12 protein-coding genes are annotated in these 13,158 nt (G+C 37.0%); 3 read left to right on the top strand and 9 right to left on the bottom strand.

Features of this window, described 5'->3' with window-relative positions:
* The 5 genes from PQ460_RS10010 to PQ460_RS09990 all read right to left on the bottom strand — a co-directional run bounded on the left by PQ460_RS10010 (position 1) and on the right by PQ460_RS09990 (position 6,889).
* Entirely contained in the window at positions 1–2,061 is a 2,061-nt protein-coding gene (locus PQ460_RS10010; RefSeq protein ID WP_274172543.1) for a FapA family protein, read from the bottom strand.
* A gap of 25 nt (positions 2,062–2,086) precedes the next feature.
* Positions 2,087–3,217 carry a PP2C family protein-serine/threonine phosphatase gene (locus tag PQ460_RS10005; protein ID WP_337994003.1) on the bottom strand — a complete coding sequence of 377 codons (1,131 nt, stop codon included), beginning with the start codon at positions 3,215–3,217 and terminating at the stop codon, positions 2,087–2,089.
* A 199-nt stretch (positions 3,218–3,416) separates the two neighbouring features.
* Entirely contained in the window at positions 3,417–3,956 is a 540-nt protein-coding gene (locus PQ460_RS10000) for an RDD family protein (protein ID WP_274172542.1), read from the bottom strand.
* A gap of 23 nt (positions 3,957–3,979) precedes the next feature.
* A complete protein-coding gene (locus PQ460_RS09995) occupies positions 3,980–4,564 on the bottom strand; it encodes an RDD family protein (RefSeq protein ID WP_274172541.1) in 585 nt (194 codons plus the stop codon).
* Positions 4,565–4,798: 234 nt separating this feature from the next.
* A complete protein-coding gene (locus PQ460_RS09990; RefSeq protein ID WP_274172540.1) occupies positions 4,799–6,889 on the bottom strand; it encodes a thioredoxin domain-containing protein in 2,091 nt (696 codons plus the stop codon).
* Positions 6,890–7,265: 376 nt separating this feature from the next.
* Between PQ460_RS09990 and PQ460_RS09985 the strand changes: the two genes are divergently transcribed.
* On the top strand, positions 7,266–7,931 hold the full coding sequence (locus tag PQ460_RS09985) for an MBL fold metallo-hydrolase (RefSeq protein ID WP_274172539.1): 666 nt from the start codon (positions 7,266–7,268) through the stop codon (positions 7,929–7,931).
* A gap of 106 nt (positions 7,932–8,037) precedes the next feature.
* Here PQ460_RS09985 and PQ460_RS09980 read toward each other — a convergent pair whose 3' ends face one another.
* From PQ460_RS09980 to PQ460_RS09970, 3 genes are all read right to left on the bottom strand, one after another.
* Positions 8,038–8,952: a methyl-accepting chemotaxis protein gene (locus PQ460_RS09980; RefSeq protein ID WP_274172538.1), complete on the bottom strand. Its 915-nt coding sequence runs from the start codon at positions 8,950–8,952 to the stop codon at positions 8,038–8,040.
* 244 nt (positions 8,953–9,196) lie between these two features.
* On the bottom strand, positions 9,197–10,057 hold the full coding sequence (locus PQ460_RS09975; RefSeq protein ID WP_274172537.1) for a Cof-type HAD-IIB family hydrolase: 861 nt from the start codon (positions 10,055–10,057) through the stop codon (positions 9,197–9,199).
* Positions 10,058–10,128: 71 nt separating this feature from the next.
* Complete coding sequence (locus tag PQ460_RS09970; protein ID WP_274172536.1) at positions 10,129–10,404, bottom strand: DUF6809 family protein; 276 nt, start codon at positions 10,402–10,404, stop codon at positions 10,129–10,131.
* A gap of 171 nt (positions 10,405–10,575) precedes the next feature.
* On the opposite strand from PQ460_RS09970, the gene PQ460_RS09965 reads away from it, so the two are divergent.
* Positions 10,576–10,704 (top strand): hypothetical protein, encoded by a 129-nt coding sequence (locus PQ460_RS09965; RefSeq protein WP_274172535.1) that lies wholly within the window; start codon positions 10,576–10,578, stop codon positions 10,702–10,704.
* A gap of 110 nt (positions 10,705–10,814) precedes the next feature.
* On the opposite strand, the gene PQ460_RS09960 is transcribed toward PQ460_RS09965, so the two are convergent.
* Positions 10,815–11,414 (bottom strand): hypothetical protein, encoded by a 600-nt coding sequence (locus tag PQ460_RS09960; RefSeq protein ID WP_274172534.1) that lies wholly within the window; start codon positions 11,412–11,414, stop codon positions 10,815–10,817.
* Between the two features lie 209 nt (positions 11,415–11,623).
* On the opposite strand from PQ460_RS09960, the gene PQ460_RS09955 reads away from it, so the two are divergent.
* On the top strand, positions 11,624–13,150 hold the full coding sequence (locus PQ460_RS09955; protein WP_274172533.1) for a hypothetical protein: 1,527 nt from the start codon (positions 11,624–11,626) through the stop codon (positions 13,148–13,150).
* Positions 13,151–13,158 lie beyond the last annotated feature (8 nt).

Here is a 13,158-nt window from a genome sequence, read left to right as displayed (position 1 = left end):
CTACCATACGAATTGGCGATCATGATTCAATCGTGCTTTGACATTCAAGGTATCTTCTTTAAAATGATGCATTTTAGATCCGATCTGTAGAATAGTTCCGCCTAGTAACTTATCTACATAAATAACTGCATCTTCTTTGACTGTTAATTTGGTGGAATTGCTACCTATCGTTCCTGCTTCTTGAATATGCATTCCTTTGGCAGCATAGTAATCGCCACCCCGTAGAAATCCGGTTACTTCTAGCACACCAGAGCAACGTAATTGTGTGTTATAACATCCTTTTTTCACTTGTACCGGTCCACCTGCAAGAATCTGACTATTCTGAATATAATGAAATTGTGCAAAAATATGATCCAATTGAGGCAAAACGACTCGATCTAACAGGTAAGCTGTTCGTTTTACAAATCGTTCCAAATCATTTGCTGTTCTAAAATGACTCATCGCCACATTCAAAAAACCATTTTTAATTTCTTTAATATATTTCTGCCATTCTTCATTGATTAACGATTTGTGTTCTTCAGTGGTACGAATAAATAATTGTAATTGTTGATGCAACTCTTTAAACCGTCCACGAAATAACACATCCAGCAGAGGAGCAAGCCCATGTTGATCAATATCTGTTATTTTAAAAGCTGCTGCGCGGTTTAACTGCTCTATCGCTGTCGTCAAAAACTCGGTCTGTTCTAAAATCATTTGCAAAATCGGTTCAGCTTGACCGTAAAAAAGAAACAACTGCCCGACTGCGATTTCGCTTCCGATAACATTAGCAGTTACTTGTAACGACTGAGTTGCTATGATCTCCGCCATATTCACATTGCCTTTAATCTGAATATTTCCATCTGCTTCGACTTTCATCGTATCTTGTACAGTTCCATTAATATCGACATCGCCTTGAAAATGAATATTGCCTGTTTGTAAAGTAACATCTCCGCGATGGTCCAACTTAGGAATAATAGCGAGCTTAATATGGCGACCTTGTGTAATCACTTCTGGCATACCTGTACGTGTAGCAGTCACTTCTAATCCATCTTGAGATACTTGAACACCCTGCCCTGTTAACAAAATAACACCGGTGACAGGCGGAGCAGGTATAGATTCTCCAAAAATATTTAATCCGTTAATTCCTAAAATAGGGGGATGAACAATCCCTATCAAATCCCCATCATCTACACAAGGAAACTCTTTAATTTCACGATAATCGATCGTTCCATTTTCACGCATTTTAGGTTGTACTTTACGAGTTTTGGTATCGACTTTGATTTCAAAATGTCCATTTGTTCCGGCAACAGGTGGTTTTCCTTCTCCAATTAGAAATGTACCATTGACTGTTGTTGCACAAGCCCGCTTAACTTCATCATGATCCAAGCCGTAAATTACTTTTTGCTCAACCAATTGCTTGCGTACTGCTATCGGTTCGATCGGTATATACTGCTTCTCTTCTTCCGCTCTAAGTACCAATCGTAACGTAGGTTGCGCAGAAATAATTTTTCTTATAATGACATAGCCTACTTCGATATTCAAGTTGACCTTCATCGCTTTATCATCAATATGAATATTCCAGACAGGTTCTACTATTTTATCTTCGACTTCATATCGTACAATATCGGTAGCTGCTAACTTTACAGTCTCTCCTGCTATAATCGGCACATCATTAATCCAGAGATATACATTATCGGTTGTGCTAATAGTCGGTTGTTGATGCCCTTGTGAATGAAAATGTATCTGTCCTTCTTTTACCCATATTTTTCCTTCTGTTGCTTCCATAGCAGGAGAAGCTACTGGCTGTTCGAGATGTAGCGCTTGCATATTAATGATCGTTTCAGCTTCTGCTACTAATATCGGTAACGATTCTTGTGTATCTTCTATCGTCTGGTCGGTGATTTCTTCTGTTTTCAAAGTGACTTTGACTACCGCTTGTTTGGAATAGAGCCCTAGCATGCCTTTAGCTTCACTCTCCATCACTTCAATGCTCACTTGTTGCTTGGTGGCATCGAGTAAAGAAAGTGCTTGTTCTACGGCTTCTTGCACTGTTTTGGCTCTAGCTATCACACTACGCTCCATCAGGGGTGCCTCCTCCATACCTTGCTTATGGTAACTCGATCGAAATAATACACACATCATCTTTACGATGCTGAATTAAGCGTTCTAACTTTATAACGAACGCTTCATTTTCCAAATAATATAGACTTTGAGCATAATGCTCTAGCTTTTCAATACCAGCATGAATAGAGACACCGGGTTTTTCGACTAATCCATCTGTATATAAAACAATTCTTGCAGGAGTATCGTACGTCACGATAGCAGTATCCAATTTCATATCATTTTGAATACCGATTGGTACGGTGGTTCCGGTCAATTGTGTAGGATACTGGTCTTTGAGAAATAGCAATCCCGGCGGATGACCTGCATTAAAATATTCGATTTGCTTTCGTTCCAAGTCGATAAATAAATAGATTGCTGTAAAGTAAGCAGCTCGACGATTTTTACCAAACAATGCTCTCATCTTCTTGTTCAATTCTTCGCATACCAGATGAGGTTCTTTGACTACACCTACAATACCATCGAGCAGTGAACGAATCGACATACTGATCAGGGCAGCAGATATTCCATGACCGGACACATCGATCAGCAGTACACCACAATGCTGTGGATCGAACATTTTCCAATACAGCATATCGCCAGATACTTCTGTTGATTGTAGGTAGCTGCTATGCACTCGAATAGCAGGTTCATTGATCGGCGGACTGAGCACGCTACGTTGTAAATGTTTGGCCAATTGAAGTTCTTTGTGTACTTTTTCTTCTCGAACTTTGCGCGAATCCATTTCTTTTTTGAGTCGAATTGCAGATTGAACTCGTGCTAGCAGTTCGTAATCAGGCCCGCCTTTTTCGATAAAATCCATACCGCCTGCATTAAAAGCTTCTTTGAAATGAATCCGATCTGCAGTTAGAAAAATGATAGGCAAATCCTGATAAACGGTACAACTTTTAATAATGCGACAAGCTTCAATACCATCAATCCCTGGCATCACAATATCAAGTAAAATCAAATCGATTGCCGCTGCTTTACGAGGAGAAAGTTGATCTCGAATACTTAGAATATCAAATGCTTCTTGAGCTGAAGAAGCGGTCTGTATATTCTTGTATCCTGCTGCATCAAGTACATTTTGCAAAAAGACAAGATTAAGTCTGGAGTCATCTACAATCAATATACTCATGATACTTCTCCTTCAGAGTAGGTTTATATGTTTATTTTCGTCATTTTCTTCCATTTATGTGATAGGTAACGATTACAATTATGTAGAGGAAGCGATTGTATTAGATTATTTGGAACTTATTTTAATAAAAAAAGCCTACTTTGCTTGCAGCAAAATAGACTCTTAATATACACACTCATGATGATAAAGATGCTCATAATTACATATTTTTATTCAAATTCAAAGGATATTCGGTCTGTGATTGTGGCTGATATTGCTGTTCATATAAATAATTATCAAGCGCTCGATTATTTACAATATACGTATCTGCAATCATATCATGAATCCCTTGCTTATACTTGGTAAATCCGATAATAATATATCCTATCCCTAGTGTGAGATTACATAATAATCTTAACCAATAACGCGCTACTGCACGTCCAAAACCTATACGTTGCATAGAACGATTAACAACTTTGATGCCAAGTAGCATTTTACCTGGAGTCGCTTGGTATTTAGACTTTTCAAAACAACCAAAATACAACCACGTTGTTAATCCTGATAATAATTGAAAAATAACAGGCAGTAGCGAACCTATAGATACTTCGCTCCCCAGTGAATCATCTGTTACATGGACAATACCGATAATAACTATACTCAATATAAAACTGATGATTAAATATGAAATGCTTAAAATAACGACATCTATTAATATCGCTGCGAACCTTTTCCAAAACCCTGCATACAGTATAGTAACCACTCCTAGATTAATCTTCTTAAAACTTATTTCCACTCTTGCTGGTCTTTTTGTAAATAAGGAGACATCTCTGGTTGATTCCAAGATGCTGCTTGTTGCTGTTGTTGCATATACATATATTGTTCCCAATCTTTTTTATTTACAACATACGTGCTAGCGATCATATCATGTAGTGCTTGCTTGTATTGTGTCCAACCTGCCATCATATAACCGATACATAAAATCATGTATGACAAATTTTTAGCCCAATACCTTCCTGTTGCTCTACCAAAGCGAACCGGTTGAAAATAACGATCAACTACAATAATACCTACAGCCATTTTACCCGGTGTGGCGTGGTATTTGGATTTCTCAAACAAGCTATAATATAGCCATGGTACTGCCAATTCAACAATGGCATAGAAAATATAAAACATAATCAGAAAAGTGATATCTTGCGTAGTATATTCATATTCTTCTTTCAACCATACTCCATTCACAAATCCGAGGATAAACGGAATACCGAGCAAAATAGATACCCCAAATCCTATAATAAAACCATCAATCAATGTAGCCGCTGTTCTTTTCCAAAATCCTGCGTATCCATAAGTCGTTGTTGCTACTCCATTCATTTCATCTAACTCCTATTCATCTATGTATATTACTGCTAACTTTGTTATTTTATACGATACGATTTTAAATTACTAGAGAATCAGAGAGATAAAAAATAAGCGCACTCTACTTAACTACATGTAGAATACGCTTATATGAACTATTGACAATAGATTGCAGTAATATGTTGTTGTTATTTTAGTAGTATAGAAAATAGTAGATCAGGCTTTGGCTTCTTATAGACTTAGCGCTGCTTATAGACTTAGCGCTGATTGATGCACATTTTCACGTAGCGCTTCGACTGTCGTCAATGGTTCATGACATACAAAGCCTTCACAAATATACGCAGTCGCTTGACTCTGCTGCATACCTTTATCTTGCAAATGAGGCAGCAACTCACGAATCGCTTCACCTGATGTTCCATCAGCATGAATAATAAGAGAAGCAAATGGTAAATAAGCTTTTTGCACTTCAGCAATCATTTCTTGAAAATGGATATCTTCCACTTTTCCTGCAAGCACAATTTCTTGATTACCTTGTAATAATTGTAGCCCTGCTAGCAGTAACATAGAATAACCTGTTGGATATTGCTCAGCAGTCCCTGTAAATGTAGTCACAATTTGTTCGGCATATTGACGTAATTCTATATCTTGGGTCACAGCAGCTAATTTGGCTAACGTCCATGCAGCCACAGAATTACCAGATGGCATTGCTCCATCATAGATTTCTTTTGTACGCGTAATCAGTTGCTCTCCATCTTGACCTGTAAAATAAAATCCACCTTGCTGTTCATCCCAAAATAGAGTGATCAATTGCTCTTTGAGCGTTATCGCATATTGCAGATACTTCGCCATCCCTGTCGCTTCATATAACTCCTGTAAGCCCCAGATCAGATAAGCGTAATCATCTACATAAGCACTATAGGCAGCTTCTCCATCACGATAACGTGCAAGTAGACGACCATCTTCACGGCGCATATGTTCCCAAATAAAATCAGCCGCTTTGACTGCTGCTTGTGCATATTCAGGCTTTTGCAACGTTTGGCTGGCTCTAGCGAGAGCCGCAATCATCATACCGTTCCAAGCGGTTAATACTTTATCGTCTTTGGAAGGATGAACACGTTGCTCCCGGTAATCAAATAATTTCTGGCGAGCTTCTTCTAGATCGGTGCGTAATGCCAGTTCATTGAGATCACGTTGCTCCGCTATTTCTGTTGTCGAAAAAGGAATAAGGTTAGGAATATTGTTGCCTTCAAAATTGCCTTCTGGTGTAATATCGTATACATTACAATACTTATGCATTTCTTCTAACCCTAACACTTCTTCAATCTCATCGCGTGTAAATACATAAAACTTTCCTTCAACCCCTTCGGAGTCAGCATCTTCAGCACTGTAAAAAGCACCTTCAGGTGAAGTCATATCACGTAATACATAAGTAAAAATAGATTCTGCAATATGTGCATATTTGGTATCACTTGTTAGACGATATCCATCCAGATAAGCGATCGCTAACAATGAATTATCGTATAACATTTTCTCAAAATGAGGAACTAACCATTTCTCATCTGTGGAGTAGCGAGAAAATCCAAATCCAATATGATCATAAATCCCACCACTGTACATATGATCTAACGTTTTGCGTACCATATTCAATGCTTGAGGTTCTTGATACACATGAGAATAAGCACTTAGAAACATTAAGTGATGAGGTGTCGGAAACTTAGGTGCTCCTCCAAACCCACCATAGACTTCGTCAAAAGAACTTTCAAATGTTTTGTACCCACGATGTACAAGTTCTTCGCTAAATTGACCGGACTGTGTAATCTTCGTCTGCTGACGGTTCATTCGTTCTACAATATCATCGCCAGATTTAACAATATTTTCACGATCTTCTGTCCATTTATCACGAATCTGAGACAGCATATCCATCATACCGATACGACCATACTTAGTCTCTTTTGGAAAATAAGTACCTGCATAAAACGGCTTCTGATCAGGAGTTAGCAATACCGTTAAAGGCCATCCCCCTTGCCCGGTAAGTGCCTGACAGTACGCCATGTATAAATTATCGATATCCGGTCGCTCTTCACGATCGACTTTGATCGAAATATAAGATTCATTGAGAAGTTCAGCTACTTCCTCATTTTCAAAAGATTCTTTTTCCATTACATGACACCAATGACAAGTAGAATATCCTACACTGAGGAAAATAGGTTTGTTTTCAGCTTTGGCTTTGTTAAAAGCTTCTTCTCCCCAAGGAAACCAATTCACCGGATTATGAGCATGTTGGAGCAAATAAGGAGATTTTTCTTGCGCTAATCTATTGGATGTATTACTCGTTGACATAGGACACCACCACTTCTAGTTTAGATTATATACTTGATATTATTTTACCCTAAATAGATGTGAGCAATCGGAAGAGAAGAAAAAAGCTTATTCCCTTCAAACTCAAATAACGTATACTTGAAAACATTTCGATTGTGTTCAAAGTTAAAATCATTCTTTTGAGCTTCATGGTTATTGTTTTAACAGTGGACGATTCTTCTTATTATGTATGATTATTATCAACCTTTGATCCGCTTGCGTATCTTTTGATCGTCTTTATTCGTTTACAAAGTGAACTACTGGATCCATCTTTCTTTTGCTATAAATAAACTTTACTTGATCATAAAAATTTCAATATTTATATACACATACTTTTAAATTATGGAGGGGTAAAATAATGGAAGTTGCTAAAGGGGTAGACATGCTTGAACTTGATTTTCACGGAAACAAGATTCATCCTGTGCTTGTATGGGATAAAGAAATGGCTATTTTGATCGATACAGGATTCCCGGGACAAATAGAAGATTTACGCCTAGCTATAGAACAAACAGCTGTATCATTGGATCAGCTCAAAGTGATTATTTTGACCCATCAAGATGTAGATCATATCGGTAACCTTCCAGATATGTTACAAAATCCTAATCACTCTATTACAGTGTATGCACATGAACTAGATAAACCTTATATTCAAGGAGAATTACCACTATTAAAAGATAGTCATCTTCAGAACCCTCCCAAGGATAAAGTAAATGATATTTTAGTAGATGGTCAAGAACTGCCTTTTTGTGGTGGCATTCATGTTATTCACACGCCAGGGCTTACGGCTGGTCATATTAGCCTTTATTTAAAACAAAGTAAAACGTTAATTGCTGGTGATTCGATGTACAGTGTAAATGGACAACTCCAAGGAATTCATACACCCACTACGCCGGATATAGATTCAGCTCGTCGCTCGTTACGAAAATATTTGAATTTCGATATTGCATCTGTTGTTTGTTATCACGGAGGTTTAAGTAGTATAGAGGTGAATAACCAAATAGTAAAACTAACTCAAGAACCCTAAAATTCCTTTTTTAATACACATCATCATAAACAACTCACTATTACTGATGAAAGAACAGCAAAAAGAGCTTTATAGGATATAAAGCTCTTTTTTACGATAAATCTTCTTATATAATCTTCGCTACCTTCTGCGCCTGAATATCTAATATCTGAGCAGAGTAAGCGATATCTGTAAAAGCTTTCATTGCCGTATTGACTTGCTCTTCCCCTTGTTGCACACTTTGCCTTACATCGTCTGTGCCATTAGAAATTTTCTGCACTTCTAGACTCATCGAATCTACGCTTTTTTTCACTTCGATAATCGAATCTTGTACCATCGAAGATAGCTTACGTACTTCTCTAGCCACTACATTAAACCCTCGTCCAAATTCACCTGCATGTGTAGCTTCTATCGCTGCATTTAGAGCCAGCATATGTGTTTGTGATGCTATTTTACGAATCGTCTGTACAATGCCTTGAATCTCTAATGCTTGTTCTTGCAAATTAATCAGTGTTGTTGTATTTGTCGTCGATGATTCCACAATTCTGTTCATGCTATTGAGTAGTTCTTGACTCTGCTCGATACCTGCGGATGAACGAATGTTAAGTGCTTGTGCTGTTTTTTGGAGATCATCTACGACACAAGAGAGGTCACCTTGACGCTCTGTAATATCTGTAGCCACTTTGGTCACGCCAATGACTTCATTTCTATTTTTGTTCCATACCGGCATATAAGTGGCTTCTAGCCAGATTGCATTACCGTGTGCATCTTTGCGTTCTATTTTATCGTGAAAGGTTTCGCCAGAAAGTAGACTATCCCAGAACTTTTCATACTCGATACTATTTGCAAATTCAGGAAAACATAAATTTTTATGGTGCATACCAATCATTTGATTTGGTGAATATTTAACGACTTCTGCAAAAATAGGATTCACATAAGCAATTTTACGATTCGTACCAAAGCGTATAATAGCCAAATTGTCTTGCAAAGTACGTATCACCAATTCGTCCGTCACCATTTCAAGCTGACTCATTTCGTTCATGATTTCCCTCCAATGTATGTGTAACATTATCGTTATTCATTGCTCAATATCACTCTATTTTACTGTATAACAAATATTTATTTAATGTGCAAATTTAACCAAATTAAGTATTCTTTATCTATATCGGATAAAAGACAAAAATAATAAATTTACAAAATAAAATAAAAAAGCAATAAAGTTAGGCTTACATCTAACTGTTATTGCTTCTTTAATATGATTTATAACTTTATTTTTATAGACAATCTTATTCAATAAGTCCGTATTTCTGAAAGCTTAAAAATAGACCATCTTCTGCTAAAGTTGCTGTAATATCGTCTGCAATGTTTTTCAGAGCTGGCTTCGCATTTCCCATTGCTATCCCGATCGCACAATACTCTAACATCTCAGCGTCATTCATGCCATCGCCAATCGCAATCGTGTCTTCTCGGGACATACCCAGATGTTCGAGCAAGTCTGCTATCGCCAAAGCTTTATGTATTCCAGGGATGACTAGCTCTCCACTACCTTCGCCAAATATAGGAACAGTACATTGCATCACTTGAAACTTTCCTTCAAATTCTTGCTTAATCTGTTCAAAAGGAATCGTGGAACTTTCTAGAAAACAGACTTTATTCACATCGTCTTTGTATAGATCGGCTTCGCCATACGTTAATCCTGTGATAAAAGGATGCGGTTGAGATTCTTTTTTTGCCAGTGCGACTGGATCATTCTCAATATCTCCATAGATGCGTCGTTCTAAATGAGGTTGAAGATTGCTACTGGCATATAGCGCCGAATTGGATTCTAAGTAAAAGTCGATCTGATGCTGATTGAAAAAATCGACCATATGTCGTACATCTTCTGCGGTTACCTTTTTATGATACAAAACATCTTCTCCGAACTCGACATATCCTCCACCTGCTCCAATTAGTCCATCAAACCCAATCTCCCAAATACTATCGTAAATCTCCGCTTTGGATCGTCCTGTACACAAATAAAGTAAATGTCCGTTCTGACGTGCTTGCTGACAAGCTTGTTGTGCAGAAAGAGGAATATTACCATCATCATCTACCAATGTGCCATCAATATCAATAAAGACTATTTTTGGGCGAATACGTTCTGTCATGATTTAACCTCCATAATATATAAGAAATTAAAAATAGTGATAGCTATTTATTCGTAGTAATCATCCATCTTTTATGCCTGATTATCTTTTCCAAAAATATCAACCATCATCAAAGTTCCTATTTGATGTCCATAGCGATAAGCAGAAGCTAAAGAAATGGAAGTTAATATCCCCTGTAATTCTAAGATTTCTTCTACTTTTTCGTAGTTTTTTGCAGATAAATCTACTTTAAGCTTATTTAGCATATCTGATATTTTAGCTACGTTATAGTGATATTCCGAACTTTTCGGTATTATTTGCTCACTTGGATTCAATTTCCCATAATACAAATCTTCAATAATACTCATCTTCATCCTCCTTTTCGGATATAAAGATAAGCATACTTTATTCAAATGAACCTCAGTGTAAATTAGCGAATAATTCGCTAAAATTACCATTTTTATTACATATGCTTTTTTGAACAAAGATTAAACAAATTTAATGATTATGTATTAGAAGGTCACGAAGGTTCTATGTATATGAGATTGAAGTTAGGCTGTATTCAAGCAGGAGTTCGACGCCAAGTGATCTGTACAAATGCAAAAGACCAAGATTTGATCTTATTTGGACTCAAAAAGGATAAATTTATAGCAGATCATAGAATCTAAATAAAAAAGACCAATCTTTGCATAAAAAGAGTGGTCTTTTACTTATATTTTCGTATTTATATCAATTCATAATCTATTTATAGTAAACCAAAGATAATCCATAATTTCAGCTAGCAATATCCTTCATGTTCTAAAATTAATTCTGCTTGCTGATCTACAGCATACCATGTATCGAAATCTTCATGATCAGTATACCTTTTCCAAGAGATATAAAAATGGAACTGACAGATCCTATGACTTTCTATAGAAGATAAATAGATCCCTATTTTATTCATATCACTAAAAGTTAACCCTTCCTCATCTTCAATCGAAATAGGCATAAGCTTTTTATTTTTCATCCGATCTAACAAAGCTTCGCTATCTTCAGTTCCTATACATACAGAATAATAATCGTCTTCCCATATGGAAGCTTCTAAATATTGACCGGTATTACTTCCACCTGTGATCCATTGGTGCTCTGACCAATACGCTGTACATTTCAAAGACAACTCGCTACCTACATTCATTACTCTAATCAATAGACCACAACTACCATCGACTACCATATGTACTGGAAGCGGAATGATTGGATGGGAAAGGATCATTTCAATATGGACGTGTTCATATTTCCATGTATAGATGTATCCACCATTTTTCAGTTGCTGGCATGTATGTGTGTCATCAAGCAGATTACCTGCTCCAGCATCTAGTACCAACCGAATATTTCCCAATGGTGTGATTATTTCTAAAGGGTGATTAGCAGTCTGAAGTCTATCATTGTTTTTGGATTGAAAAAGTAGCATAGTTTTTCCAACTTTCAATTGATTAAGTCATACTATTTATACTGTATATTCTAATAAAGATACGATTCGTATTGCCTACATGCTTTTGCTATACTAATTACAATCTATTCTATATTTATACACGAAAGGAAAAAATGATGCTACCTCAAGTTGGAGATATCTATTGTGTTTTTTCTCAAAAACTACAGCAATATGTAGCCTGTCAGGTCACTCATCTTAAAGAAGGATCATCTCCAAAAGAACCTCCACTAGCCGCTATTCTAGCATTAGACTGGACAGGAGATACATTGCCTGATGAAGATACTTTACATACGATGAAGCCGTTAGTGTGCAACTCTTATTTTTGGAATGATCAATTTGATCATAAATATGTGAGTGCCAACGTGCCTCCGGAATACTCATTTGTAGGAAATATTTCTCCTCTAGTGGATCAAGAAGTAACAAGCTACGCTGGAGGTTGGCATATCGGCAATAGCATCCATAACCAACGTCGCTGGGAACGTATTGATGTAACGAAAAGAAACCTATTCAAATCGGCTTCTCCAGATATTGAAGTAGTCGTAGGGGGTCAGACACTACCTCAAAATACGACAAGAATTAACGATCTGATCTTGCAAAAGATAGAAGATTTCTCTGAATTGGATAAGCTTCCTTGCCTGATATCGATTGAGACTGAACAAGGTACCCTAGAATTGGCACACTATATCAATCAGAATCCTCTTATTCATGAATTACAATGGAAATCTTCGATAGTGACTGAACTTGATCTCAGGCAGAGCCATTTAAATCGTTTGATGCTAGAACCAGATCATCTTATTACAATTTATCTTAATGATGATCTTATACATTTTATGCTCAATAGTGAACCTTCTCCTGATCTTCATATTCATAGTGTGTCTGATGGACGATTTATTAATTTACAATGTTGGAACCAATTTTTCCAGTTTCATGGTCTAGATCATTTAGCCGGACTATCTCTAGTTCGTATACAAGAGATAGATATCAACACTATAGTGGAACGCTTTCCTTATTTGACCGAACTGCGAGTATCAGGCAAGCCAGGTGTTGTACATCATATACAAAATCTAGCAAAACTACCTCATTTGCAAATTTTGAACACAGATGATCTATTCGGATTCGAAGCAGATGAGTTCCCATCTCCTGAGCAGTTACCCAAGTTATCGGTGTTATGGATGAGCAGTATTCCAGCCAATGTAGCCAAATCGGTCAAAACGAAGTATAAAAAAGCTGCTACTCTCGGGCTGGATCTGTCGATCACTCAACCACGCAAACCAGAATGGCTAGCTGAAAATTTACTCAACCCTTTCCGCGATTGGGATGGACGTGAACATATTTCGGCTGCAAATGCTAAGAAAGCTGCTCAATCTTATAAAAAAATGCTTACTACTATACGTATGATCGATGCATCGATTCAGGCAGATACAGTATATTACATGTTAGAAAAGATGGTCACTGAATATACCGAAACGTTTAACAAAATGGATCGGGGTCGGGGCATTATTGACACGATTGAACGCGAAGAAATCTATACTGTGTTAGACGAACTATTAACAGAACTACAAGAACAATTAGGTGAGCAAGGCAAATTGCTTGTAGATAAAGACAGTTTGTACGAACTTTTTGATGAACTTCGAGATTTTTAAGTGTACAC

Origin of the sequence: Paenibacillus sp. KACC 21273, assembly GCF_028736095.1 — a bacterium.
Classification (GTDB): domain Bacteria; phylum Bacillota; class Bacilli; order Paenibacillales; family Paenibacillaceae; genus Saccharibacillus; species Saccharibacillus kyungheensis.
The sequence above is the reverse complement of the archived record's forward strand: the minus strand, read 5'-3'. Positions and strand labels throughout refer to the sequence as shown.

Excerpts from the sequence above, each read along its gene's own strand:
- PQ460_RS10010 (WP_274172543.1), bottom strand. The coding sequence starts at position 2,061 with ATGGAGCGTAGTGTGATAGCTAGAGCCAAAACAGTGCAAGAAGCCGTA.
- PQ460_RS10005 (WP_337994003.1), bottom strand. The coding sequence starts at position 3,217 with ATGAGTATATTGATTGTAGATGACTCCAGACTTAATCTTGTCTTTTTG.
- PQ460_RS09995 (WP_274172541.1), bottom strand. The coding sequence starts at position 4,564 with ATGAATGGAGTAGCAACAACGACTTATGGATACGCAGGATTTTGGAAA.
- PQ460_RS09990 (WP_274172540.1), bottom strand. The coding sequence starts at position 6,889 with ATGTCAACGAGTAATACATCCAATAGATTAGCGCAAGAAAAATCTCCT.
- PQ460_RS09985 (WP_274172539.1), top strand. The coding sequence starts at position 7,266 with ATGGAAGTTGCTAAAGGGGTAGACATGCTTGAACTTGATTTTCACGGA.
- PQ460_RS09980 (WP_274172538.1), bottom strand. The coding sequence starts at position 8,952 with ATGAACGAAATGAGTCAGCTTGAAATGGTGACGGACGAATTGGTGATA.
- PQ460_RS09975 (WP_274172537.1), bottom strand. The coding sequence starts at position 10,057 with ATGACAGAACGTATTCGCCCAAAAATAGTCTTTATTGATATTGATGGC.
- PQ460_RS09970 (WP_274172536.1), bottom strand. The coding sequence starts at position 10,404 with ATGAGTATTATTGAAGATTTGTATTATGGGAAATTGAATCCAAGTGAG.
- PQ460_RS09965 (WP_274172535.1), top strand. The coding sequence starts at position 10,576 with ATGAGATTGAAGTTAGGCTGTATTCAAGCAGGAGTTCGACGCCAAGTG.
- PQ460_RS09955 (WP_274172533.1), top strand. The coding sequence starts at position 11,624 with ATGCTACCTCAAGTTGGAGATATCTATTGTGTTTTTTCTCAAAAACTA.